Below are 22,966 nucleotides of genomic sequence, written 5' to 3' on the forward strand. Positions count from 1 at the left end.
GGCGAGATTGCTGGCATTTGTGCAAATCTTTCAAGATGGTCAAGGGTGTTTTTGAGTTAGGAGCGACTATGGGTGAATTCAGCTTTGCGAAGCTAGATGAGTACAGGAATCTTTTTGCTCTCAATTAGGTTTGCTATAGTTGGCCTATTATGTAGGGCTTAAAGAGGTCGCCCATCGCACAGGCCAAACCATCTATCAAGTCAAGCAGGGGCTATGCTGTGGGTAGTTGATGCAGCAACTGAAGCACCCTGCTAGGCCGATGGCTCTTAGGTAAGCCCTGACTGTGTTGAGGTCCACGGCTGAGCTTGGTCCCTGATGCTACCTTTTTGGCGGCAGAAGTGCCAAACTTAGAAAAATGTTGGAGTCGGGCTGTGCCACGTAGTCAACGTAATGACAACTTCATTGACAAATCCTTCACCGTCATGGCGGACATGATCCTGAAAATGATGCCCGTTAAGGAACAGGAGCGCGAGGCCTTTGCCTACTACCGTGATGGCATGTCAGCCCAGGGCGACGGGGACTACGCGGAGGCCCTAGAGAATTATGAGGAATCCCTCAAGCTCGAAGAGAACCCGATTGACCGTTCCTATATCATGTACAACATCGGTCTCATCAAGCAGGCCAACGGCGAACTCGAACAGGCCCTCGAATACTACAACCAGTGCCTAGAGGTCAATCCACGCAATATCTCCGCCATGAATAACTGTGCGGTTATCTATTACGAGTTCGCCCGTAAGCTGGATGAAGAAAGCAAGGAGGACGAGGCAGAACCCTGGTATGACCAAGCGGCCCAGATGTGGATCAAGGCCGTCCGCATCGCTCCCAACAACTATATTGAGGCCCAGAACTGGCTCAAAAATACCGGACGGGCTGAACTGTATTGAAGTCTTGCTGTTAACCTGGGTAAAGTCTGGGGTTTTGTGAAGTTTTATGGTGCAAGAGGGAGTGAACATGGTTTTTGCGTTTGACGTTGCCCGTCCCGATCCGCGTGTCGAAGAACTCCAGCGGACAGCAACGCTCCAAGACATACTGCGGACAATCCCGAAGCAGTATTTTCAGAAGAACCCGCGTAAGGCGATGTTCAGTTTGGTCACAAATATCTTCTTGGTGGCAGTGGGGTATGCCAGTCTCGTTCTTAATCCTTGGGGTTGGTTGTTCCCGGTGCTTTGGCTTTTTACGGGGACGGCTCTGACGGGTTTTTTTGTGATTGCCCATGACTGTGCCCACCGCTCCTTTGCCGATAGTCGCCGGGTCAATGATTTCATCGGTCACTTAGTCCTGTTGCCGATTTTGTACCCGTTCCACAGTTGGCGCATTAAGCACGACCAGCACCACCGTTACACCAACAACCTCGCCTGGGATAACGCCTGGACGCCCCTTTCCGTTGAGGAATTTCAACAGGCCCCACGCTGGTATCAAATTTTTTATCGCACCGCCCGTACCTGGGGTTGGTGGACGGCCTCAATTGGACATTGGATTGCTTTACACTTTTCGCCAGGACTTTACAAAGAAGGCCGGGACCGGCAGGATATGCAGTTTTCCGTCGGCGTCGTGGTTGCCTTTGCTATGGTTTTTTTCCCGTTACTGTGGTGGTTTGGAGGAGCTTGGGCGGTCTTGAACCTATGGTTGATGCCTTTTTTGGTCTATCACTTCTGGATGAGTACCTTCACGCTGGTCCACCACACGGTGGAGCCGATTCCTTTTTACCAAGAAGAACAGTGGAACCCGGTGGTGGGTCAGCTATTCTCGACAGTGCATTGTCGTTACCCAGCCTGGGTCGAGTTTATGTGTCATGACATCAATGTCCATATCCCCCATCACATCAGTACGGGCATTCCCCACTACAACCTGCGTCCTGTCCATCATGCCCTCAAGGAACATTGGGCCAGCTATATGCATGAGACTGAATTTTCCTGGCCTTTAATGCAACACATCATCACTCGTTGTCATCTCCATGATGGACAGGGCGGCTACCTACCGTTCAAAGATGAGTAGTTACTTGCTCTAAGGACATAGAAGTTCTGCCCCAATCTACCTAGGAGGTTATGTAGGAGGGAGGATGTAGGGGATCAGGGTAGGTCCTATCTTTGTGTTATGTAACGCAAGGATAAAACAATGCTGAGTCTGCTGTGGACCGTGGTGGTTTTGATGATTATTGCGGCACTTTTGGGTTTGGGCGGGGTCGTCTCGGCTCTTAAAAGTGTGGCGTGGTTTTTGATTGTTGGTGCCTTAGTTCTGGCTGCGTTTACCTTCATCACGGGCCGTCGCCCCGTCTAGATGATGCACAGCTTCGATCGTCTCCTGGAGATGGCATTTGCCCTGCTCCTACTAACTGTGGGAGCAGATTTTATGCTAGCGGCAACAGGCCAACTGCCAACTCTCTTGTCCCACCGTTCTGACCTATCTTCAATAGAGCGGGCTGGTTCTCCACGCTCCTTCTATCTTGCTGGAGGATTTCTACCAATGGGTCAAGGCTCAAAGTTTAAACACGCTCAGCACCCAGTTCTTGTAATGGAAGCTTAGCCAATAATGGAAAAATTCGTTCTAGGGCGACAGCGCGGGAGGCTTTAAATAAAACTCGGTCGTCTGGTTGCAGGTCTTTTGTAATCGCATAAGCAAGAGTAGCGAGTTCAGCGTGAACCTGGCTCGGTACTGGGTAGGCAGCTTGAGCAAGCGCGGTGATTTCGGGTCCATTACCATACAGAAAAAGCCCGTCCAGCCGTAAATCACGCACCCGCTCCCCCATTGTCCGATGCAGAGGTAAAGCAAAATCTCCCAACTCCCCCATCATCCCCAAGACCGCCAGCCGCCGACCGCCTTGATACTCAGCCAACCAGTCTAGACAGGCCAGAACCGCTTCTGGTGCTGCATTGTAGGTCTCATCTACTAAGGTGATGCCCTGGGGTAAGGTCAGAATGCGTAAACGTCCACCGGGGAGGACCAGCGCGGGCAAGGAGGAGAGGTCCGCCAGTTTGTACCCCAGAGCTTCCGCCACCGTCAGGGCCGCTAGGAAGTTGAGAGCTTGATGGCGACCGGGCAACGGTAGGGTAAAGGTCAGTCCCCGGTGGTGGAGTTCGCCAGCTAAGTAGGTATTTTCTGTGAAGCCATAGGTCAAGGTTTTCCCGGACCAGACCTCAGCAGCAGTTTGCAACAGGAGTTCATCCTCCCCATTAAGAACCGCGATCCCGTCAGGCTCCAGACCGATGAGTAGTTCACATTTCGCCCGCGCAATCGCCTGGGGAGAACCCAACCGCCCCACATGGGCCAAGCCCACATTAGTAATCACCCCGACCGTCGGACGGGCCGTCTGGGCCAGCCGCAAAATCTCCCCCGGCCCGCGCATTGCCATCTCCACCACCACCGCTCGGTGGGTCGGTTCTAGACTGAGGAGGGTCCGCGCCACCCCGATGTCGTTGTTCTCATTGGCAGGGGTTTTGAGAATAAAGGGACCGAGGACCTGGGCAATCAGTTCCTTAGTTGTCGTCTTACCCGCTGAACCCGTGACCCCAATTACGGGCCCTTGAAAATGTTCCCGCCACCACCGGGCCAACTGCTGATAAGCCCCGAGGGTATCGCTCACCCGCAGATGGGGCAGGTCCGTGGGCCGCGCCGAGAGGACACAGCCCGCTCCCCGCTCCAGGGCCAAACCCAAATAATCATGACCGTCGTACCGTTCGCCAATCAGGGGCACAAAAAGTTCGCCCGGTTGGAGGGTACGCGTATCGGTACTGACCCCCACCAGTTCACCGGGAGCCACCCCTCCAGACCACTGGCCCCCTACACAAGCAATTAACGCTGCAAAACTAATTCTCATCGTCCACGCTGGACCGGAGCTACATCTAAACGGACCATCCCGGCTTCACGAGCCGCCCGGACCAACAGGCCACAGGTAATCAGAGCCGCCCAAATCGCACTCCCCCCATAGCTCACTAAGGGCAGGGGCATTCCCGTCGGGGGCAAGAGACCCGTCACCACCCCGATGTGCATCAAACTCTGGACTACCAGCATCATCGTGCAACCAAAAGCCAATAACCGGACCGGACGGGCTGCCGAGAACCGGGTACTTAAGCGCAGACCGACTAGAGCAAACACCGTTAAAAATGCCAAGAACCCCACCACGCCCACCAGCCCAAATTCCTCAGCAAAAACCGCAAAGATAAAATCTGAATAGGGATAGGGCAAAAAGCTAACTTTCTGCGCCGATAAGCCAAAACCCACCCCCCACCAACCTCCTGAGCCAATAGCGAGGAGACTCTGGACCACTTGATAGCCCGCCCCTTGGATCTGGTTTGGCGCAAAAGGGTCTAAGTAGGAGGTCAATCGCTTCATCTGGTAAGCCGTGGTACTTACCTTGAGAGCAATCACTGCCACCGCTGCCCCCACGCTTCCCACCAAATAGACCAACGGGAACCCCCCAGCAAAGGCCATCAACCAGAGGACCACCGCCATTAAGAGAGCCATACTCAAGCTGGGTTGGGTATAAACCGCCCCAATCATTGCCACCAGAGCCAGTCCCCAAAAAAATTGGGCCGGAGGCCGGAGTTGGGACCAGCGGTCAATTACCCAGGCTGTCTGTAAAACGAGTAGCGGTTTAGCGAATTCCGAGGGCTGAAGACTGACCGGACCCAGAGCCAGCCAACGGTCCGCGCCATTGAGTTCTACCCCCACCCACTGGGTCGCTAGGACCGCCAAAAAAACTGTCCCAAAGAGAAACGGACTCCCTCGCCACCAATAGACCAAAGGTGTGCGGATAACGGTTTCAAAAACGCCCACCCCCAACGTGACCCAGAGCAGTTGCAACATAAAAAAATGGGTAGGGTCCTTAAACTCCCGCAGACCCTGGGGCAATGATGCCGAATACAAGACCACCAGTCCAAAAACTAGCCACACATAAATCATCACCCGCAAAACCGGGGCCTCGGGTGCCCAACTCGTGATGCTATTAACCGTGAGCGGAGTCGTAGGTCGTAAGGTCGGTATATTCATAGGAATTGGGGCCAAGGAAAACCGTGTGCCGCAAGCATTATAGCCGGATTCCTTCGCTAAGTTAGGTAAATATAGGGTTAACCAGCTCTATTACACTACAGCTAGAGGTCTAAGCCGTCCGCGCTGCTTCGCCCACACGCTCAGCAGACTGCAACCAGACTGTATAACCCGCTGGGGATGGATTTTTGACGACAATACTCAGGGCATGGTTATCGAGACAGGCACGACAGTGGGTAATGGCATTTTTGAGTTGGCTGGGCTGATAATTCGCCAGCATCCGAAAAGCTTTACCGTAGACTCGGATGCCCGCTTCAAGTTTATCTTCGTGGTTCACGTAGCAGGGTTTGACCTGGGCAGGATCTAAAATGAACATCGCCGACAGCACAGGGAGCATCGGTTTTATCCTAAGACGCACGGGATTAGCAGACATGAACTTAGGGTGAAGTTTTCCTCAGCAGTAAACGACCCAGGGCTGCAAAATCGGCGACCCAGTGGTCCGCGCCATGGGCGAGGAGTTCCGTCTTGGTATGTACGCCCCAACCCACGCCGCAAGCATGGATGCCCGCATTACGCGCCGTCTGCATATCAAAAATCGCATCGCCGACCAGGATAGCCGCCGTAGCGGGGAGTTCGTGGTAAGTGAGGATGCGCTGGACTGATTCAGGATCAGGCTTAGGACGGGCGACCTCGGTGGGGGTGATGATGGGCGCAATCGGGACGGTCCAACCCAATTGGTCCAAAATTTTGAGAATGGCCCACTGGCGTTTACTGGAGGCAATGGCAAGCTTTAGCCCCGCCCCGATCAGTTCAAGTAACAGAGCCTCCGCTCCTGGAAACGGCGTGGGAGCCTGGGTCAGCACTTGACCATAGAAATCTCGATAGGTAGTTTGTAGCGCGATACGCTCGGCGGCGGTTGCGTTGGGTAATAGCAGTTGGGCCTGGGTCTCTAAGGAGAGACCAATCATCCCGCGCCAAGTTTCTTTTAGGGTCGGTGGTAGATCTAGGGTTTGGACGGTCTGCCCCATGGCCCAGACGATCCCCGCCTCGGTGTCCATCAAAGTACCATCGAAATCAAAAATGACTAGGGGCCAAGGTGGAGCCATGCGGTTTCCCAATGCATCGTCAGTATCCCCCAGACCAAGAGCGATGCCAAGGCCCTACTCCTGTACTTCAATGCGCCGACCATCGGACAGACGACTCAACTGGTCCTCCAGACTCTCCGGTGTGCCGACCTGCTCATACCGCCAAAATAGCTCCGTCACGACGACTTCGCGGCCCTGGGTCGGTGGGGGTAGGAGTGGATTGAGGCGGAGAATATCCTCGATAGCGAGTTGGGCGACCTGGGGTGGAGCGTTGGTATGTTCCGCTAGCACTTGGACATCATAGACTTCACCCGTCGAGCTAATCCGATATTGAACTACGGTGTACTCACCCGGCAGCAAACGCGAGAAATAAATGTCGTACTGGTCCTGGGCGCGGCGCAATTCCCCAGAAATGTAGTCGTTATAGGAATGGGGCACGCCCTGGGCCGTCTGGGCAGCTTCGCCCGGTTGGGGTTTGGTTTGTAGACCGAGGGCGGGGTCGGTGGCGGGAGCTTTCACTTCCGGGCGGGCGGCACGATTCTGACGGTCTTGGCCCTGGGGCTGGCCCGCTGGACGATTGTCGTGCCCGAGGAGGGCCGTCGGTTCACTGACGAGATCAAAGACGAGGGGCGGCGGACTGCCGGAGGCTTGGTCTTGACCCCGCCCGCCCCCACCGCCCAGAATCGGGACGAGTACTAGTAGGAGAAGGGCAAGTAAATGACCCCCATAGGCTAGGGCCAAGGACTCCAGCCAACGGACGCGCAGGGCCGGGGCTTGGAGATAGTCAAAACGATTATTGCGAGCAACCCAAAAGGCATCTACCGCCCCCAACAGACTCAAACTCACCATCAACATCCCGACAATAATCAGGACCGGGCTTTGCTGGAGAGCCAGGATAAACTCCCCCGGCTGGGGGCCAAGCAATAAACCCCAGCCCAGCAATGTCAACAAAGCCGTCTGCGGGTCCGCCACCAACCACCACAGGCCAACAAAAAGTAGACCGTTGAGGACCCCGGCGAGGGCCAAGTAACCCGCCTTTTGCCCTTCGCCGTTGTACCACTGCCCCAACCCTGGGATTAACCCCAAAAGCCCAGCCCGCCAAGCCGAACGGGGCACTAAGCGGGGCGCCACATAAAAAGCCTCGGCAAAAGGTGAATCCGCTCCCCCCCAACTCGGCGACCAACTCCGGCTTAAAACAATTAACCGCCAACTCCAGACCACCAGCCCCACCAGGCCCCCCCACAACAGGGACTCTGCTACTGGGCTACTCTGGAAGGCTAAAAAATCGTAGACTCCATGGCCCAGCACCGCTGTTCCCAGCCCCAACCCCAGTAGGCCCCAGTGGGTCCGTCCATGCAACTGTTCCCAGACTCTCGCCTGACCCAGGTAGAACCCCAAAATCACGCCCAACATCCCGTGTAGTGGTACAGCGGTGAAGGCTCGCGCCAAGGCCACGTCATAACCCATGTCCAGGACATAGCTGACATTCTCAATCCCACCGAAACCCAGACCCACAGCGGTTGCGAGGATAATCCCGTCGTAGCTCTCGTGAATGGACAACCACAATAATCCGCGCAGGGCTAAAAACTTTGTCCCCTCCTCGACCAAGCCCACCCCTGCCAGAGTAAAAAACGCCAAACCGCCCAAGTTCGCAATCTCCCAGGGCCGCATCGTCAAGAGGGTCTCCAGGCCCAAAGCCGCCGCCGCTGCCAGACAACCGCCGACCAAGCCCAGCAGGACTAAACCCGGTTGAGACCAGTAGGGATAGCGGGGTCTGAGAGCTACCCCGCCGAGAAGGACTACCGCTGGCGCGACCGCTGCACTGACCAAGCCCAGACTCTGCAAGTTCATCGGGCAGACCCCCTACGACCCCTTGATTGTAGCTAAGCGATAGTCCACTCAGTCCCGTAGCTCTTAAGAAAGAGTTAACGTTTGCATGTTTAAGCCTTTAGTCAGGGGTTGTACAATTGATACATGGGTAACAATAAAGTTGAGTCTGGCGCACAAAATGTCAACAACCTACGCTGTCAGTCATCTCACCTACTTTGGAGAGAAACTTTTTGAGGGTCCGTAGCGTCTAAGTGTTTAAGGGAACAGAAGCGGACCCTTGTGCAGGATTTTACCACACAGACTGTGGTTGCTGGCAGAGAAGAACTGGCACATGGGGCTGAAATTACCGAACGTCGGGAAGAGGTGAGCAGAATGGATGTGAACAGAATGATGTCGGACGAAGGGACGTTGAGTGGACCTGAAGACCTCGGGCTTGAGGACGGGATTCAGGTGGAAATGGAGACCACCCGGCGCACGGGCCGCGAGAGTTCCTCCACGGACTTAGTCCGTCTCTACCTCCAAGAAATTGGTAAAGTACCCCTGCTCAAGCGGGATGAAGAAGTGGAGTTAGCGCGTCAAGTCCAGCACTACATGAGCATGATCCATGCCAAAGCTCAAGAAGAAAAACAGCAGGGCCGGACCCTCACTCTCGAAGAATGGGCTGAGTTGACAGACCGCCCTTGGAGCATCGTGGGCCGTGAGATTACCGTGGGCACACGGGCTAAAAAGAAGATGACCGAGGCCAACTTACGGCTGGTCGTCTCGGTGGCGAAGAAATATCAGAACCGGGGTTTAGAGCTGCTGGATCTGGTACAAGAAGGGACCCTGGGGCTAGAGCGGGCGGTGGAGAAGTTTGACCCGACCAAAGGTTATCGGTTCAGTACCTACGCCTACTGGTGGATTCGTCAAGGGATCACCCGCGCCATTGCTACTCAATCGCGGACCATCCGACTCCCCGTCCACGTTACTGAGAAACTCAACCGGATCAAGAAAGCTCAGCGTCGGCTCTCTCAGACCCTCGGGCGGACAGCGACATTAGCGGAGATTGCCCAAAATGTTGAGATGGATATGGTTGAGGTGCGTGATCTCCTGAGCCGGGTCCCCCGTGCCGTTTCCCTAGACACGAAAGTGGGCAAGGACAAAGATACTGAACTTGGTGAACTTCTGGAATCGGAGGCCCAAACCCCCGAGCAAGCCGTCACCCGCGAAGCTCTAGAGCGGGACATGGAAGGGTTACTCCAGACCCTCAACAGCCGAGAGCGGGATGTTCTCAGAATGCGCTACGGCTTGGTGGATGGACGGACCTATTCCCTGTCGGAGATTGGTCAAATTCTGGACCTCTCCCGCGAACGGGTCCGCCAAATTGAGACTAAGGCTTTCCAGAAGCTACGGCAGCCCAAACGTCGTCTGCGGATCAAAGACTATCTAGAAGCCCTCGAATAACCCCAAGACCGCCAGGAAACTGGCGGTTTTTTTGGACCGGAAACGCGCTTATTCTAAAAGTATGGATATTGTCAGTTGGAACGTGAACTCAGTCGGAGCGAGACTCCCCCTCCTCTTGAATTGGCTCCAGGCCCACCAACCCACCGTGGTCTGTCTCCAGGAAACCAAAGTCCCTGATGAAAGATTCCCCTATGCAGTCTTTCAGGAATTGGGTTACATGGTCGTCACCAGTGGACAAAAAAGCTACAACGGGGTCGCGATTCTCTCCAAGGAACCCCTCACCGGGGTCCACGGCGGTTTACCCTACGATGAACTGCTTGGGCACCGCCGGTTGATTGGCGCAACCGTGCGGGGGATTCAGATCCTAAATGTCTACATTCCCAATGGCGGGGACGTGAATTCCGATAAGTTCCAGTACAAGTTGGGGTGGTTGGCGGCTCTTAGGGAGTTTCTGGCGGGCTATGACCCCCAGTTGCCACTCCTGTTGTGTGGGGATTTTAATATTTGCCCGGAAGCTTTAGATGTCTATGATGTTGCCGCGATGATGAATCAGGTGGGTTTTCATCCGGTGGAACGTGAAGCTTTGGCGTTAATCCAGGCTTGGGGACTGGTGGATACCTTTCGTTTGCTCAACCCGACGGTGCAGCAGTTCAGTTGGTGGGATTACCGCCAGGGTTCTTTCCGGCGCAACCGGGGGCTGCGGATTGACCATATCTGGACCACCCCGAGCTTGGCAAAACGCTGTCTCAAGGCTTGGATTGACCCAGAACCGCGCCAATTGGCGAGGCCTTCGGACCACACGCCGGTGGTGGCTCGCTTTAGCGACTGAGAATGGCAGAATGGGGACAGGGTTAGGCGGTTTTTATGAAACTTGGGTTACAGGTTGTGCCGTTGGTGCTGATGGGTCTACTGGTCGGCTGTGGCAGTAGCAAAAAGAACGAATTCGCTTTTAAGGACCTACCCTCCCAGAACCAGTTTAAAGATGGTGAGTTAGCCCTCCGCAACGCCTTACCTCCCACGGGTCTCTTGACCTGGGAAGTAGAACAGGGGCTCTACCACGTTAAAGAACACGTAGATGACCGCGAATGGGAAGATGGCAAGGGTGCACTCACCTATGCCCTAGAAGTCGTCGGACGCAATAGCCCTGGCATCGTGGACCAAGCCCCACCGTCAAGTAAAGAGGCAACCCGTAAAGCCCTGCAAGATTTGCGAAACAGTATGCGTAGCGTTGAAGACACCATCTATAAACGTGACCAAGCGAAGGGACTGATTGAGACGGGCAAGATGTTTTGGTCCTACGACCGGGTTTTGTTGGCACTCTTAGCGGAACACGAACCCCAAGTGGACTCCCAGTACCAGAAGCGGCCCCTACTTAAGGGCGGTTGGGCACTGGTGGAGTTCGACACCAACCGAGGGAAGTTCACCGTATTGCTCGATGGCTTCAACGCTCCGGTCACGGCGGGGAATGTGCTGGACTTGGTGCAGCGGGGATTCTATGACAATATGCGGATCGGACGGGCGGAGAAGAACTTCTTGATTCAGATGGGCGACTCCAAGGGCGATGGTCAAGGGGGCTTTGTAGAAACGTCCACCGGACAAGTACGCCGGGTTCCCCTGGAGTTACGAACGGCCCGTGCCTCACGGACCCCCCAAGTGGTCCCAGTGGTGCGGCGGGAGGTACGCTATGCCCTGGACCGTTATGAGCTTGACCCAATTCGTTTACGGGAAGAACTGAAGCTAATCTACGAGAAGTACGCCGCCCAGGACGTAGAAGCCCCCTTCATCTATAGTCAACCGCTCCCCACCAAGGAAATCCCCGCCTTACCCTTTACCCCGCCGGGGACTCTGGCGATGGCGCGGGTCGCCGACCAACCCGACTCGGCTTCTTCCCAGTTCTTCTTATCCTTTGTGGACCCGGAACTCAACCCACCCGGTTCCAATATTGAGGATGGTAAGTACGGGGTCTTCGGCTACTTAACGGGCGGGCTCAAAGAAGTTCGTAAGCTCCAGGTGGGTGATCTTATCAAAAAGGCTACCCTGCTCAACTGCGCCACGGCGAAATACACCACCGTCAGACTCTTTGATTACACCGCTACCACCTTGAATGTGGACAATATCGCCAAAGGTGAACTAGAACTACGTTGTTTACCCATCGGTATGCCCCGTCTCGTCAATGCCGCTAGTGCCAAGAATACAAAGGTCGCCCGAGTCCCCTGAGGGAGCCAAAGGGTGATAGTGTTATCCATTATGTCAGACATCTTGGAACGACTGCTGCGACAGGCGGCCCGCAACCTGAAAGCCCGGGGGCTGCGCGTCGAAAAAGACCAAACCGACCCCACCTCCTACTTCATCATCGGCCCCCAGGGATTTCCCTTAGATGCGCCCTCGGGGACTTGGCGTTTCAGCATGATGGAAGTAATTCAACTCAGTGAAGATATGAGCAAGAAAGACTTCTAGCTTCACGCCTAATGGTCGCTATTTGCCCTCCATTTGGAGGGTTTTTGCTGTGGACGGGCTGGGATCAGGGTCTGAGAAAATTCTAGAGCGATCCCCGGTGACTGGCGACACAATTGCAAAAAAATTATACGCAGAGTACAAATATCCATGCTATCTTTGTAAGCAAGTCAAGGCGTGGGCACGCTTTGTAATCTCCCTCTCACGGACTGCACATCATGGATTTCACGTTATCGTTGGCGAGTTTCTTTGTCGGTGTACTGGTTGGTCTAACGGGTGTTGGTGGGGCAGCCCTGATGACCCCCCTGTTGATCCTCTTCTTCAACGTCCCCGGTTCGATTGCCATTGGCTCTGACATAGTTTCCGCCACTTTGATGAAGGTCGTAGGCGGCTATAAGCATTGGCAGCAAGAAACTGTTGACCTCGAAATCGTCAAGTGGCTGGCCCTCGGCAGCGTGCCCGGTTCTTTTTTAGGAATTGCTTTTTTGCACTATGCCAAAGCTCAAGGGATGGTCAATCTGGACGGGCTGATGATTCGCTTCGTCGGCTTTGTGATCCTGATTGTGGCGGTCTCAGCCCTAGCCACGATGTTTATCAAAACCTTTGCTAAGGGCATTAAATTAATCGAGATGCCCAAGATTGACCTCAAGACTCAGCAGGGACGCATTGCGGCAATGGCGATTGGGGCAGTCCTCGGTTCTGCCGTGGGTCTAACGAGTGTGGGTTCCGGTTCCTTATTTGCCTTGGCCCTGATTGCTTTCTTCCGCCTTGACCCCCAGAAATTGGTGGGCACAGACATTGTTCAAGCTGCTATCTTGCTCATTTTTACGGCGGTCGGGCACTGGAGTCTAGGTACGGTGAACTGGAGTCTAGTCTTCCCAATCTGGCTCGGCACAGTGCCCGGAGTCCTGGTAGGTGCAAAGCTCTGTACCCTCACCCCCAAACCTGCCCTACAGTTCGCCCTCTACTCAATCCTGGTTACGGTGGGTTGGCAGTTGGTAAACAAAGCTTAAGTAGCTAGCGTTGAATTTCTAGAGGCCGGGATTAACCCCGGCCTTTTATTTTTTCTCCGACGGTTGCTCAGCTAGGGCGGCGACGGGTAGCCAAACCGGGGGGGTCGGGACGGCCCCAAAGGAAATATAGGCATGGTCGCCCCTTACATCCAGAACTTCGCCGGGGGTAGTGAAGAGGTACTTGGGCCAGCGGGTATCGCTCGCTAAGGAGGTATCCCCGGCCAGGGCCTCGGGACTCGCCACCATCACAAAACTGCCTTTTTTAATTGCCATGACTGGACCCTCGTTTTTGTTATTTTAAGCCCGGTCAGGGCGTGGAACGGGGCAACTTACTCTGGATAAAACTGACGAGCACCCCGACAAAGAAAATTCCTAAAGACGGGTTAATCACCCAGGTCCAAGCTCGATAAAACGTAACCCAGCCCCAATCAGTCCTAAATAAATACTGTCCCAAAACCAGAACCACGAACCATAGAAAGGAAGCGGCTAAAAACAGCAGATTCAGCATCAAAATCTTGTCCCAGACTTGGCGCATGGCTAGCGGTGTCCTGGTACGGTCAGGGGTGGTGGAGCCAAGCGGGGTCGAACCGCTGACCTCTTGAATGCCATTCAAGCGCTCTACCAACTGAGCTATGGCCCCTTGTACCGACTTCTTATCGTGTCACAATACAAAAAAAGTGTCAATGTCTCCATGGATATCAACGTTACGGTTTCGGCGACTTCGGCTAATCTGGGTCCAGGCTTTGACTGCCTCGGGGTGGCCCTGGCTTGCTACAACGAGTTTCGCTTTGCCAGCGCGACCCATCTGGAAATCCGGTCCTTAACTGGGACACCCCTAGATACGACAGCAGAGAATCTGGCCTACCGGAGCTTCGCCCACCTATTTACCGTGTTAGGTCAACCTATTCCCCCGGTGCGGCTGGGGATTAGGGCAGTGGTCCCCTTGGCGCGGGGCTTGGGCAGTTCCGCGACTGCCATTGTCGGGGGGTTGGTGGCGGCGAATGAATGGCTGGGGCAACCCTGGGACCGGGCAGAGCTCTTGGCAGCAGCGACGGCGTTGGAAGGCCACCCGGACAATGTCGCCCCGGCTCTCTTGGGCGGCTGTCAGTTGAGTTTGGTGGCTGGGGAGGTAGTCTGTGCAGCGGTGCCTTGGCCTGAGACGGTGGTTCCTGTGGTCGTGGTCCCGGATTTTCAACTCAGTACCCAGGCGGCACGGGCGGTGTTGCCTAGGGTCGTGTCTCGTGGGGATGCTCTTTTCAACAGTACGCGGGTGGGATTGTTGGTACTGGCTCTCAGTCAGGGGCGCACGGACTGGCTGGAATTGGCTCTGCAGGACCGCCTACACGAACCCTACCGTCAAAAGCTGGTCCCAGGTTTGGTGGAACTAGCCCAAGTCGCCCAGTCCCAGGGGGCCTACGGCTTGGTGTTGAGTGGCGCGGGACCCACGGTTCTCGCCTTGTGTGCTCCGGTGTTGGCTCAGCAAGTAGGTGGGGCTTTAGTCGAAGCTTGGGCGGGTTTCGGGGTACGGGCAGAGGCCCATTTTTGGGAAGTTGACAGAGTGGGAGTAAGGGTGTATAAGGGAGAAGAATGAGTCCTCCTACAAATTCTTCGGGGTTATGTAGTAGATTTTGTTCTTCAAACTAGTAATCAAAGGAACAACCATGGCTATAACGAGTACTTGGTTAAAAGTTTTTGGTAGTGGTAATGTTTATCTTATGGATGGTGGGACCCCCGGTGGTCTGACTGCAATCCAAAAATTTGAAACTGGTCATGAAACCCAAGCTCTAGAAGTGGCCCTTGCCCAGGTGCGCTTGAGTGGCTTTCCCGTACCCGGTACCTTTAAGTCCGCTACTGATGTGGGTCAAGATACTGCCCTACCAGTGGTATCCATGGAACTTGCTGAGGTAACTAGTACTTGGCTTAGACTTTGTGCCAATGGGGATGTCTACCTCATGTGTGACAATACTGCTTTGCAAAAGTTCATTACGGACAATGAAGCAGCTAAGTTACGGGCTGTCCTCGATGATATCACCGACGGTGACTTTCCCTTTCCAGGAACTTTTCAACTGGCTTCTGCTGACACTAGCTCCGAAGCAAATATCATGCTTGTTGTCAGCAGTCCGGCTATCCAGGTCACAGTGAGGAGTTCTGGCAGTTCTTTCTTTGCTCAGGTGAATGGGAGTACACAGTTCTTTGTGGGTAAGCGTGTCTCCTTTAGACCTAGACCCGGTGTCACGCTCTTTGGCTTGAGGAATATTGAGAGTTCAGGTGCAGTCCGTTATCAGCCTGAGGATTGGGTGGAGAAGTTTGGCTTTTGGGCTTTTTTCATCCTGCCGATTACTAAGGTTGAGAGTGCAGGCGGTCTCTTCCATTGTCTGAATACCTATGACCGGGCGCGGTTCACAATTGGTTTCTTGCAGTATGCCGCTCATGTTGCCAATGGTGATTTCGTCAAGTTTTTCCGTAAAGTTCTCAGCACCCCTCTCGGTCAGTCGTACTTTCCAGACCTTACTTTGGTGGGGGGGATTATTCATCAAATTGTTAATGGTAACACCGTCTCTCTGGAGGTTCCCAACAGTAAAGGTGAGCTAGGTCAGTTGATGGCCTACTTGAACCCTTCTTTAGACCGGGTGGACGATGTAGAGGTGGTACAGGCGGCTAAGTTTGTCCATCTGATTGACCAGCATAAGGCAATCCAGGAGCTTCAGGTGAGTTGTGGGGTTGACCATATCAAGACCGCGCTGAAACTCTATGACAGCAAATTAGCTCTGGATGGGGTGAGCGACCGGGTGTGTCTAGTGATCGTGGATATCTTTCATCAAGGACGTTCTAAGTTCGCCACTGTCCGTGAAATTCTGAATGATTTCGTGGGTGATAAAGATGGAGCCTATGACCGCTTGATTAGAATTGGTGCAGCCAATTTTTCAGAGCGGGTCAACGGTCTTGATGGTGCGATCAAATCTCTGGTGGCGCAGGGCAAGCTGGGTGGTAAGACCTACAGCAAGAGCCAGGGAGAATTTGTCTAAACAGTCCTCTGCCTGTAGCCCATTCAATAATCCGGTCTCAGTACCCGTTCGTTAGATGGGCTAAAATAACCTGGATGCACGGTTGGAGTCGCGCCCTTGAAACGGCAACTTTCCTTGGTTGGTCTCACCCTTGCCGTTACCCTAAGCACGTCGGTCTTGGCCCTAGAGCGCAAAGATGTCGTCAATCGGCTGAGCCAGATCCCAGTTTTCGCCCTGATCAATGAAAAGGGCAGTCCGATCTTGGTCTCGCCCAAGAATGACCCTAGTAAGGCCCAGTACGCCACTTTTTTCTTGCAGCCCCAGGAGGCGGAGAACTTCCAGAACCTCCTCAAACGCTCCGACCCCAAACTTGCCAAGACCGTCCAACTGCGGGCACTCCCCCTGAGTCTTGCCCTCCAGTTCGCCGAGGACCAGAAGGACAAAAAGCCGCCAGTCCGGGTGGATATCGTGCCCCACAAGCCTTCGATGGACTATGCCTTGACCCTAGCCAAACAGATGAGTAAGGAAGTCAAGACCTTCCCCGGTGTCCCTGTGTTCGCCCTCACCGACCTTAAGGGTAGTCAAGTCATCAGTGTCCGGCGTGACGGCAAGGGCAGTCCTAGCCAGTTGTATTTCTTTGATGAGGACGACGCTAAACAGTTCTTCGCCACGCTCAAAAAATCGAATCCCAAGCTGGCCCAGGCAACCCGGATCAGTGCGGCTCCCTTCCAAAACCTGTTTGATGGGATGCTCAAGATTCAAAAACCCGCTGAAGCTGACCAGATCGTGCTGGTTGCCCCGACCGCCAGTCTCCAGTACGCCAAAAAGATTAACCCGGCTCCCGCCAAATGAAGTGGACTGGGTTGGGGCTTGCCCTAGTTGCGGGGGGGACATTTTGGTTGACTCAAGCCCTAGCTCAGGTGGAACCCGGACCCTTACCGCCGAAGTATGTGTTGGGTCAGGAGCAATATGTCCAGCGTTGTAACAGTTGCCATTTAGCCCTACCACCGGAGACTTTCCCCAGTCAGACTTGGCGCACTCTGCTCAGCCAGAGCAATCACTATGGGAAGAACTTACCCGAGATTGGCAGTCTGGAGCGGCAATTGATTTACCTATACCTCAAGGACTACTCACGCACCCTCAAAGAAGGCGAGGCCATCCCCTATTACCTGTCGGAGTCCCGTTACTTCCGTGCCCTCCATCCCAAGGTCGTCCTGCCGCGTCCCCTCAACACCCAGAGTTGTACCCAGTGTCACCAGGGTGCTAAACAGGGGAACTATCAAGCCACTGCACAAATGTTGACCCCAGATACGCCAGCACGTCCGTGAGTTGATGGTCACTCTCTAGCAGCTCTAGCTGGACCCAGGGGCGGGTTTTGGCAAATTGGCTACTCACCGCAAAAGATACAACCGCGTCGCGCCGCCCATGAAAGATCAGAATCGGTAGGGGACGGGTCAACTTCTCTTCGTTGTACTGGGCACTGTCGGGGATGATGGCATAGCCCAGTTCCATTTGGCGTTGGTAGGCATAGTGGTAGAGCGGGAGATAGCCCGTCTGCTGCCACTGGGTGAGGATGACGGGACCCAACTGTTCAGACCAGCTTGCCAAGAATCCCAGGGCCGGAGCCATCAGACACAACCGGACGATGCGGGAGTCCTGAATCGCTGTCAGCACCGCCACCAAACCACCCAAGCTCGAACCCAAGAGGGTGACGGGTCCGGGGTCCTGGCCTAATTCCTGCTGTACCCGCTGGAGTTGGCTAGTTAAAGTCATCGTCTGAAACTCGGGCCAGTTCAGATCCGGGCAGCTTAATTCCTGTCCCAAGTCCTGCAATAACTGGGCAAAATAACGGCCCTTACTCGAACTTGGCCCAGAGGCCAGACCGTGGAGATAGAGGTAACGCATCAAAGTTCACGGCGGTTGAAGATGGCTTGGGCTGCACTCAGCAATAGCACCGTGTAAATTAACCCGTACCCCAGTGCCCCCCAGAGCTCCGAAGCTGGCGGAATGAGACCATAGGCTGCACCATTGCGTAAATTCAACCGCTCCAAGTCAGGTAGGATCACATATATAACCCGCGTCACTTGCTGGATAAATTCATTTTTACTAATCGCTCCTAACTGCAAGAGACTCTGGCTGAAATGCCCCGCAAGATACAACGAAAATGTCAACAACGCCGCCAAGATTGGGCTAGTAAAACTGCTAAAAAATAGAGCCGCTGCTACCAGTAGGAGCAGTTCCAGATAACTGAAAAGCACCGCCAGCGCGATACTCCCCAGCGGGAATGCGTAAATAGAAGCAAACTGGTTCACTGAATAGACCAGGAAGGCACTGACGGTCATCAGGACGAGCAATACGCCCAAAACCGCCGCCAAGCCCAGATGTTTACCCAACAAAAATTCTCCCCGGCTGACGGGTTTGGCGATCAGGGTAAAGATCGTCCGTTTCTCAATCTCGCGACCAATCAAACTGGTCCCAATAAAAACAGCGATGACTAAAGAAAAAAGATGGATCGTCGCTAAACTGGCATCCAACACCACCCGGTAGCCCTCCGCCGCCGCCAGAAACGGCAGGAGGTAGTTCCCCGCGATCAAGAGCAGCAAGAAGAAGAGGACGATGAAGAGCGTCCGTTCGCGGATCGTCTCTTTGAAGGCATTTTCGGCAATCGCCAGGACCCGGCCTGGATTCATGGTGTTTTCCTTTGACGAAGAACAAGGACAAAGGCAATCAACAGGACCGGGCCGAGGAGGATGGCCCATAGCCCTCCGGTAGTGTACCCCGTGATCCACTGAGGCAAGATGTACTTCACAAGAGCCGATAAGCCCAAGGATGCCCCAATTACAGCTAGGAGTAAGCCCTGTTGCATCGCTGATGTTCGAGAATACTCTCTCACGATACCCTGGCAGATTGGCTAGTCGCCTCAGATGGGTGCGCTGTGCCACGCTGAAGTCATGGATTTGATACTGAAGCGTTTGCAACGGATCGCGGGGTTGTTGTGGCAGAGTGGCCCCCTCGCCTGTACTACCCTCTTTGGCCTGTCGTTACTGGGGGGTATTTTGCCCTCGCTCCAGTTGTGGGTGGGCAAATTAATCATTGATTTGGTGGTCCAGACCCAGGGCTCACCAGCTGCGGTGAATCAAGCCCTAGGGTTGGTTGGACTAGAACTGGTCCTCTTGGTGTTGTTGGCGGTGGTCCAGACCAGTAACAGTATTTTGCAGGAGGTCTTCGGGGAGAAATTGACCTTCCAGATTAATGAACGAATTTTGATGAAGGCCAACAGTCTAGACCTGTCCTACTTCGAGGACCCGACCTTTTATGACGCACTACAACGGGCACAACGGGAGGCGGGCTATCGGCCTTTGAGCTTGTTGTTTCAGGTGTTGGGGATTGTCCAGGGAGTGATTGGTTGTCTGGCTCTGGGGGTATTGTTGACCCGCTTGGGATTCTATGTGTTGCCCGTATTACTCCTGACCTCGGTGCCTGTCTTAATTACCACCGTGCGCTTTGCCCGCTCCGGCTACTTACTTGCCCGTGCCCGGACCCCGGAAGCTCGTCAGATGAGCTACATCCGCAACCTACTGGGCACGGACCAAGCGGCAAAAGAAGTCAAACTCTTCGCCCTGGGTCCCCATCTGATCCAAAGTTTTCAGGACCTCTTCGCGACAGTCCACCGCGAAACCCGCAACCTCGCCATTCAAAAAGGTACTGCCCGTGTCCTCTCAAACATGGTGTCCTCGACGGGCTATGCGGTCCTCTACGGTTACTTAGTCTGGCTAGCAGTGCGGGGTCAACTCACCGTGGGCGACTTGACGTTGTATGCGGGGAGTGTCCTCCAGCTCAACCAACAGATTCAGGGTCTCTTGGAGAACGGGGCCAAGATCTATCAGAATTTCCTCTTTATTGATGACCTATTCACCTATCTGGACCTACAACCCAAGCTGATTGCTCCCGCCGAACCCGCCCCGCTCGCCCTACCCCTCAGTCAAGGAATTGTCTTTGATGAAGTCAGTTTCCAATATCCCGGTAGCTCCAAAATGGTCCTTGATGGCGTGAGCTTCCACCTCAGTCCTGGTCAGACCGTGGCCTTGGTCGGCGAGAACGGGTCTGGAAAAACAACGCTAGTAAAACTACTCTGTCGGCTCTATGAACCCACCACCGGGCGCATCCTCCTCGAAGGCCGTGACCTGAAAGAATACGATCCCCAGCAACTCCAGGAAATCATCGGGGTGGTCTTCCAGGATTTCGTGCGCTATCATGCCACTGCCCGTGACAACATCGGCTACGGGCGGGTCAGCGCGATTGGGGATCTGGAGCGGATTGAAGCGGCGGCGGACCAGGGCGGAGCGACCCAACTCATCACCGGGCTGGGCCAAGGCTACGAAACGATGCTAGGTAAATGGTTCCGGGAAGGCCAGGACCTCTCCGGCGGACAGTGGCAGAAGATCGCCCTCGCCCGCGCCTACATGCGCAATGCCCCAGTCTTAGTCCTCGACGAACCCACCGCTGCCCTTGATGCCCGCGCCGAACACGAGGTCTTCCGCAAATTCAAGGACCTACGCCAAAACCGGATTGCCCTGTTGATCTCGCACCGTTTCTCTACCGTCATCACTGCCGACCGAATTTTGGTGCTAGAGAGCGGTCGCATCCAGGAACAGGGCACCCATCAAGAACTCGTCGCCTTGGGGGGTCGTTACGCCGAACTCTTTACGCTTCAAGCCGAGGGCTACCGGGTATAGACAAAAAAAGGGCACAGCCCCGAGACTGTGCCCCCACCGAAACTCGATTCACTAGTCGTCGCGTCCGCCCAACCCAAAGATTTGGAGGAAGGCCAGGAACAGGTTCAGGAAGTTGAGGTATAGACCCAAGGCAATCTGACCCGCTGTCTGGTTAAAACGGTTTTCCTTTGCCATGTTCAGGTCATAGGCAGTGAAGGCGGTGAAGATCAGCACCGAGGCCCCCGAGATAAATAGCTGGGTCCAGGTGGACTGGAAGAAGAACACGTTCAACAGGCTAGAGATGAAAAGACCAATCACCGCCATGAACAGGATGCTCCCCCAATTACTGAGGTCACGCTTGGTCGTCCAACCATAGATCGCTGCTGCACCAAAGGCCGCTGCCGCTGAGCCCAACGCCTTGAAGACAATCTCTTGACCGACGCTGCTAGCCAGATACAGGTTCGCCACGGGCGCGAGCACCAGACCCGTAATCCCGGCATAGACAAAGAGGAGGACCAGCGATAAGCCTTCAGCTTCCCGCGCCCAAGAGCGCACCGAGCTAATCGCAAACAGCAAGCCAAACTGGACAATCAAGAGGGGCCAAAACCACCCCCCAATCCCCGGAATATTTGTCGCTGCCCACCAGGAGACAGCCCCGGTCAAACCCAGGGCCACACCCATCCCCGCGAAGGCCGTGGGTAGGTTGTTGACCCGTTGCTGAAGATTGTTATCAAAGGTTGTACGGTCGCGGAGGTCGTACATGATTTGACTCTTGGGTACACGTTCACTTATTTTAACACTATGTTTTAGTTGTATACAAGACTACTATTCAGTCAAAAGGGGGATTTTACACAACTTGCCGGAGTGACGTTCTTCTAGCAGAGTAATCTGGCTTTGACAAGGGTTGCTGCCGCATCATCCTCTACGTTGCGGGTCCTGGTAGCCGAGTATCACTAAACCTTATCTTGGTTTTAGGCGTCAGAGAATGAATCAAGCGTTTCTCCCTCTCTTGTCTGATGTGAGCTTCAGCCAAATGCCTTAGGTTTGAAGCGACAACTAGAACCTTCCCACCCTGTTTGGAGAATAATCATGCGTAATCCTTTGTCTTCAGCGATCCTGGCGGGTCTGGTTGCCCTAGGCAGTTTCACTCCCGTTTTGGCCCAGAACCGTGAATTTAATGTCGGGATTGCCCGTGTCAGTTCAGGGACGATTATCCCCGTGGCAGCCTCCACTGAAGAAGGGGATGACACGCTGTATCTAGACCCCGGTAAATCCCGTTCGGCTTCCTTACTGAGTACCGAAGATGTCTACGATGCCAACGGCAACCTAGCGATCCCCGAGGGTAGTGAAGTCCGGGGCACCTTCAAACCTGTCAAGGGTGGGCTGAAATTTGTCGCTGACTCAATCCGGGTCCGGGGCCGCTCCTATCCGCTCCAGGCCAGTACCAAAGTCATCCGCGATGAGAAGGACCCCCGCGAGTATGGAGCCGGGGCTATTGCCGGAGATGCAGCCCTCGGCGCGGCAGGTGGAGCCTTAATCGGCGCCTTGACTGGAGGCGTGAGCCTAGGCGGGACGCTAGCCGGAGCCGCTGTTGGCGCGGGGGTCGGGAACGTGACTGCACCCCAAGTAGTCGTCGTCAGCCCCAGCAATCCCGTCGAGTTGCGCGTCCAATCGCCTTTCACCGTCCGCAACTAAGCGTTCTAAAAAATTAAAACCGCCCTCCGCTTGGGGGGTAGTTTTTTTATTGCCATAAGATCACTTTTTCTCACTTTGTCTAGGGGAGTGCTGACTTTATACCACCGTATATTTTTTCCTGCTCTGTATTCTTAAGTTATCGAGTTACTTGAGTTCGGAAATGAACATTAATCGTCGAGCCTTCCTTACTACTTCATTCTCGTTGACCGCTGCTGCACTACTCCAATCAGCCTATGGTCAAACTCAAATACCCCCTAATTTATTGATTATTGTTGCTGACCAAATGTGCTACCCAAGCTGGTTTCCGACTGAGGGAGTACTTCAAGAATACTTACCCAATCTTTTACGATTGCGTAAAGATGCCATCAGCTTTAGTCAGCACTGTGGGTAACCGGTGCTTGGCAAGAAGTCTCAGCCAGGGTTCTGACGATACATAGGCTATCATCACCCGTCGCTTTGCGTAAGTCCTGAAACAGTTGAACTATTCAAATAGCAATTGAACCGGATCAGTTAATTTCTCGTGCTCGTGAAGATCTTTAGTTGCGGGGGGTGTGGGGGGCCGCGCACGGCCCCCCACAGGTCGGCAGGAGTGCGAGGGTGGAACCTAAGGTTCCTAACCCTCACAGGCTGTTGAATGCAATGCCAACCACTATCTCCACCGCGCAAAACCAACATCAACGCAGCACTAAAGCCAGGATTACGTTCAACACACCCACCCCCAGGATGCCCCAGGGCAGAAACCC

General features: G+C 54.4%; 25 protein-coding genes and 1 tRNA gene. 14 read left to right on the forward strand and 12 right to left on the reverse strand.

Annotated features, from left to right (window positions below; translation table 11 throughout):
* Positions 1-371 precede the first annotated feature (371 nt).
* The 3 genes from HFM78_RS05595 (at position 372) to HFM78_RS05605 (ending at position 2,277) form a co-directional block, all read left to right on the forward strand.
* Positions 372-884, forward strand: a complete 513-nt coding sequence (locus HFM78_RS05595; protein WP_287128439.1) for a photosystem I assembly protein Ycf3 — start codon at positions 372-374, stop codon at positions 882-884.
* Between the two features lie 67 nt (positions 885-951).
* Positions 952-1,995, forward strand: coding sequence for a fatty acid desaturase (locus HFM78_RS05600; protein ID WP_287128440.1), 1,044 nt, complete (start codon positions 952-954; stop codon positions 1,993-1,995).
* A 120-nt stretch (positions 1,996-2,115) separates the two neighbouring features.
* A complete protein-coding gene (locus tag HFM78_RS05605; RefSeq protein ID WP_287128441.1) occupies positions 2,116-2,277 on the forward strand; it encodes a DUF1328 domain-containing protein in 162 nt (53 codons plus the stop codon).
* A 205-nt stretch (positions 2,278-2,482) separates the two neighbouring features.
* On the opposite strand, the gene murF is transcribed toward HFM78_RS05605, so the two are convergent.
* From murF to HFM78_RS05630, 5 genes are all read right to left on the reverse strand, one after another.
* The gene (gene murF / locus HFM78_RS05610) at positions 2,483-3,814 is read right to left on the reverse strand and encodes a UDP-N-acetylmuramoyl-tripeptide--D-alanyl-D-alanine ligase (protein WP_287128442.1); all 1,332 of its coding nucleotides are present in this window, start codon (positions 3,812-3,814) and stop codon (positions 2,483-2,485) included.
* Positions 3,811-4,986 (reverse strand): FtsW/RodA/SpoVE family cell cycle protein, encoded by a 1,176-nt coding sequence (locus HFM78_RS05615; protein ID WP_287128443.1) that lies wholly within the window; start codon positions 4,984-4,986, stop codon positions 3,811-3,813. The genes murF and HFM78_RS05615 overlap by 4 nt, the downstream gene beginning before the upstream one ends.
* 109 nt (positions 4,987-5,095) lie before the next feature.
* Positions 5,096-5,359: a hypothetical protein gene (locus HFM78_RS05620; protein ID WP_287128444.1), complete on the reverse strand. Its 264-nt coding sequence runs from the start codon at positions 5,357-5,359 to the stop codon at positions 5,096-5,098.
* A gap of 61 nt (positions 5,360-5,420) precedes the next feature.
* A complete protein-coding gene (locus HFM78_RS05625) occupies positions 5,421-6,089 on the reverse strand; it encodes an HAD family hydrolase (RefSeq protein WP_287128445.1) in 669 nt (222 codons plus the stop codon).
* Positions 6,090-6,143: 54 nt separating this feature from the next.
* On the reverse strand, positions 6,144-7,919 hold the full coding sequence (locus HFM78_RS05630; protein ID WP_287128446.1) for a PrsW family intramembrane metalloprotease: 1,776 nt from the start codon (positions 7,917-7,919) through the stop codon (positions 6,144-6,146).
* Between the two features lie 351 nt (positions 7,920-8,270).
* Between HFM78_RS05630 and HFM78_RS05635 the strand changes: the two genes are divergently transcribed.
* The 5 genes from HFM78_RS05635 to HFM78_RS05655 all read left to right on the forward strand — a co-directional run bounded on the left by HFM78_RS05635 (position 8,271) and on the right by HFM78_RS05655 (position 12,808).
* Positions 8,271-9,341: an RNA polymerase sigma factor, RpoD/SigA family gene (locus tag HFM78_RS05635; protein WP_287128447.1), complete on the forward strand. Its 1,071-nt coding sequence runs from the start codon at positions 8,271-8,273 to the stop codon at positions 9,339-9,341.
* A gap of 61 nt (positions 9,342-9,402) precedes the next feature.
* Complete coding sequence (gene xth, locus HFM78_RS05640; RefSeq protein ID WP_287128448.1) at positions 9,403-10,170, forward strand: exodeoxyribonuclease III; 768 nt, start codon at positions 9,403-9,405, stop codon at positions 10,168-10,170.
* Positions 10,171-10,205: 35 nt separating this feature from the next.
* Positions 10,206-11,558, forward strand: a complete 1,353-nt coding sequence (locus HFM78_RS05645) for a peptidylprolyl isomerase (protein ID WP_287128449.1) — start codon at positions 10,206-10,208, stop codon at positions 11,556-11,558.
* A 12-nt stretch (positions 11,559-11,570) separates the two neighbouring features.
* Entirely contained in the window at positions 11,571-11,798 is a 228-nt protein-coding gene (locus HFM78_RS05650; RefSeq protein ID WP_287128450.1) for a hypothetical protein, read from the forward strand.
* Between the two features lie 215 nt (positions 11,799-12,013).
* Positions 12,014-12,808, forward strand: a complete 795-nt coding sequence (locus tag HFM78_RS05655) for a sulfite exporter TauE/SafE family protein (protein ID WP_287128451.1) — start codon at positions 12,014-12,016, stop codon at positions 12,806-12,808.
* A 45-nt stretch (positions 12,809-12,853) separates the two neighbouring features.
* Here the strand turns inward: HFM78_RS05655 and ndhO are convergent, their stop codons facing one another.
* The 3 genes from ndhO to HFM78_RS05670 all read right to left on the reverse strand — a co-directional run bounded on the left by ndhO (position 12,854) and on the right by HFM78_RS05670 (position 13,448).
* Positions 12,854-13,081, reverse strand: a complete 228-nt coding sequence (gene ndhO, locus HFM78_RS05660) for an NAD(P)H-quinone oxidoreductase subunit O (protein ID WP_287128452.1) — start codon at positions 13,079-13,081, stop codon at positions 12,854-12,856.
* 34 nt (positions 13,082-13,115) lie between these two features.
* Positions 13,116-13,343 carry a hypothetical protein gene (locus HFM78_RS05665; RefSeq protein ID WP_287128453.1) on the reverse strand — a complete coding sequence of 76 codons (228 nt, stop codon included), beginning with the start codon at positions 13,341-13,343 and terminating at the stop codon, positions 13,116-13,118.
* Positions 13,344-13,372: 29 nt separating this feature from the next.
* Positions 13,373-13,448, reverse strand: a tRNA-Ala gene (locus HFM78_RS05670).
* Positions 13,449-13,499: 51 nt separating this feature from the next.
* Between HFM78_RS05670 and thrB the strand changes: the two genes are divergently transcribed.
* From thrB to HFM78_RS05690, 4 genes are all read left to right on the forward strand, one after another.
* Positions 13,500-14,399 carry a homoserine kinase gene (gene thrB / locus HFM78_RS05675; RefSeq protein ID WP_287128454.1) on the forward strand — a complete coding sequence of 300 codons (900 nt, stop codon included), beginning with the start codon at positions 13,500-13,502 and terminating at the stop codon, positions 14,397-14,399.
* A 70-nt stretch (positions 14,400-14,469) separates the two neighbouring features.
* Positions 14,470-15,834: a hypothetical protein gene (locus HFM78_RS05680; RefSeq protein ID WP_287128455.1), complete on the forward strand. Its 1,365-nt coding sequence runs from the start codon at positions 14,470-14,472 to the stop codon at positions 15,832-15,834.
* Between the two features lie 96 nt (positions 15,835-15,930).
* Positions 15,931-16,665, forward strand: a complete 735-nt coding sequence (locus HFM78_RS05685) for a Tic22 family protein (RefSeq protein ID WP_287128456.1) — start codon at positions 15,931-15,933, stop codon at positions 16,663-16,665.
* The gene (locus HFM78_RS05690; RefSeq protein WP_287128457.1) at positions 16,662-17,141 is read left to right on the forward strand and encodes a hypothetical protein; all 480 of its coding nucleotides are present in this window, start codon (positions 16,662-16,664) and stop codon (positions 17,139-17,141) included. The genes HFM78_RS05685 and HFM78_RS05690 overlap by 4 nt, the downstream gene beginning before the upstream one ends.
* Here HFM78_RS05690 and HFM78_RS05695 read toward each other — a convergent pair.
* From HFM78_RS05695 to HFM78_RS05705, 3 genes are read right to left on the reverse strand one after another with little or no spacing between them, the layout of a single operon-like run.
* Entirely contained in the window at positions 17,077-17,718 is a 642-nt protein-coding gene (locus HFM78_RS05695; protein WP_287128458.1) for a YqiA/YcfP family alpha/beta fold hydrolase, read from the reverse strand. The two genes, HFM78_RS05690 and HFM78_RS05695, sit on opposite strands and share 65 nt — an antisense overlap.
* Entirely contained in the window at positions 17,718-18,503 is a 786-nt protein-coding gene (locus HFM78_RS05700; protein ID WP_287128459.1) for an ABC transporter permease, read from the reverse strand. The genes HFM78_RS05695 and HFM78_RS05700 overlap by 1 nt, the downstream gene beginning before the upstream one ends.
* Positions 18,500-18,679: a hypothetical protein gene (locus tag HFM78_RS05705; RefSeq protein ID WP_287128460.1), complete on the reverse strand. Its 180-nt coding sequence runs from the start codon at positions 18,677-18,679 to the stop codon at positions 18,500-18,502. Before HFM78_RS05705 ends, HFM78_RS05700 begins: the two co-directional genes overlap by 4 nt.
* A gap of 85 nt (positions 18,680-18,764) precedes the next feature.
* Between HFM78_RS05705 and HFM78_RS05710 the strand changes: the two genes are divergently transcribed.
* Entirely contained in the window at positions 18,765-20,549 is a 1,785-nt protein-coding gene (locus HFM78_RS05710; RefSeq protein ID WP_287128461.1) for an ABC transporter ATP-binding protein, read from the forward strand.
* A 51-nt stretch (positions 20,550-20,600) separates the two neighbouring features.
* Here the strand turns inward: HFM78_RS05710 and HFM78_RS05715 are convergent, their stop codons facing one another.
* Positions 20,601-21,290, reverse strand: coding sequence for a Bax inhibitor-1/YccA family protein (locus HFM78_RS05715; protein WP_287128462.1), 690 nt, complete (start codon positions 21,288-21,290; stop codon positions 20,601-20,603).
* A 327-nt stretch (positions 21,291-21,617) separates the two neighbouring features.
* On the opposite strand from HFM78_RS05715, the gene HFM78_RS05720 reads away from it, so the two are divergent.
* Positions 21,618-22,223 carry a hypothetical protein gene (locus HFM78_RS05720; protein WP_287128463.1) on the forward strand — a complete coding sequence of 202 codons (606 nt, stop codon included), beginning with the start codon at positions 21,618-21,620 and terminating at the stop codon, positions 22,221-22,223.
* The last annotated feature ends 743 nt before the right edge of the window (positions 22,224-22,966 follow it).

It is taken from the genome of Candidatus Cyanaurora vandensis (assembly GCF_013285555.1).
Lineage (GTDB): Bacteria > Cyanobacteriota > Cyanobacteriia > Gloeobacterales > Anthocerotibacteraceae > Cyanaurora > Cyanaurora vandensis.

Coding starts and splice junctions, on each gene's coding strand:
- HFM78_RS05600 (WP_287128440.1), top strand. CDS start 952: ATGGTTTTTGCGTTTGACGTTGCCCGTCCCGATCCGCGTGTCGAAGAA.
- HFM78_RS05605 (WP_287128441.1), top strand. CDS start 2,116: ATGCTGAGTCTGCTGTGGACCGTGGTGGTTTTGATGATTATTGCGGCA.
- murF (WP_287128442.1), bottom strand. CDS start 3,814: ATGAGAATTAGTTTTGCAGCGTTAATTGCTTGTGTAGGGGGCCAGTGG.
- HFM78_RS05615 (WP_287128443.1), bottom strand. CDS start 4,986: ATGAATATACCGACCTTACGACCTACGACTCCGCTCACGGTTAATAGC.
- HFM78_RS05620 (WP_287128444.1), bottom strand. CDS start 5,359: ATGTTCATTTTAGATCCTGCCCAGGTCAAACCCTGCTACGTGAACCAC.
- HFM78_RS05625 (WP_287128445.1), bottom strand. CDS start 6,089: ATGGCTCCACCTTGGCCCCTAGTCATTTTTGATTTCGATGGTACTTTG.
- HFM78_RS05630 (WP_287128446.1), bottom strand. CDS start 7,919: ATGAACTTGCAGAGTCTGGGCTTGGTCAGTGCAGCGGTCGCGCCAGCG.
- HFM78_RS05635 (WP_287128447.1), top strand. CDS start 8,271: ATGGATGTGAACAGAATGATGTCGGACGAAGGGACGTTGAGTGGACCT.
- xth (WP_287128448.1), top strand. CDS start 9,403: ATGGATATTGTCAGTTGGAACGTGAACTCAGTCGGAGCGAGACTCCCC.
- HFM78_RS05645 (WP_287128449.1), top strand. CDS start 10,206: ATGAAACTTGGGTTACAGGTTGTGCCGTTGGTGCTGATGGGTCTACTG.
- HFM78_RS05655 (WP_287128451.1), top strand. CDS start 12,014: ATGGATTTCACGTTATCGTTGGCGAGTTTCTTTGTCGGTGTACTGGTT.
- ndhO (WP_287128452.1), bottom strand. CDS start 13,081: ATGGCAATTAAAAAAGGCAGTTTTGTGATGGTGGCGAGTCCCGAGGCC.
- HFM78_RS05665 (WP_287128453.1), bottom strand. CDS start 13,343: ATGCGCCAAGTCTGGGACAAGATTTTGATGCTGAATCTGCTGTTTTTA.
- thrB (WP_287128454.1), top strand. CDS start 13,500: ATGGATATCAACGTTACGGTTTCGGCGACTTCGGCTAATCTGGGTCCA.
- HFM78_RS05680 (WP_287128455.1), top strand. CDS start 14,470: ATGGCTATAACGAGTACTTGGTTAAAAGTTTTTGGTAGTGGTAATGTT.
- HFM78_RS05690 (WP_287128457.1), top strand. CDS start 16,662: ATGAAGTGGACTGGGTTGGGGCTTGCCCTAGTTGCGGGGGGGACATTT.
- HFM78_RS05695 (WP_287128458.1), bottom strand. CDS start 17,718: ATGCGTTACCTCTATCTCCACGGTCTGGCCTCTGGGCCAAGTTCGAGT.
- HFM78_RS05700 (WP_287128459.1), bottom strand. CDS start 18,503: ATGAATCCAGGCCGGGTCCTGGCGATTGCCGAAAATGCCTTCAAAGAG.
- HFM78_RS05705 (WP_287128460.1), bottom strand. CDS start 18,679: ATGCAACAGGGCTTACTCCTAGCTGTAATTGGGGCATCCTTGGGCTTA.
- HFM78_RS05710 (WP_287128461.1), top strand. CDS start 18,765: ATGGATTTGATACTGAAGCGTTTGCAACGGATCGCGGGGTTGTTGTGG.
- HFM78_RS05715 (WP_287128462.1), bottom strand. CDS start 21,290: ATGTACGACCTCCGCGACCGTACAACCTTTGATAACAATCTTCAGCAA.
- HFM78_RS05720 (WP_287128463.1), top strand. CDS start 21,618: ATGCGTAATCCTTTGTCTTCAGCGATCCTGGCGGGTCTGGTTGCCCTA.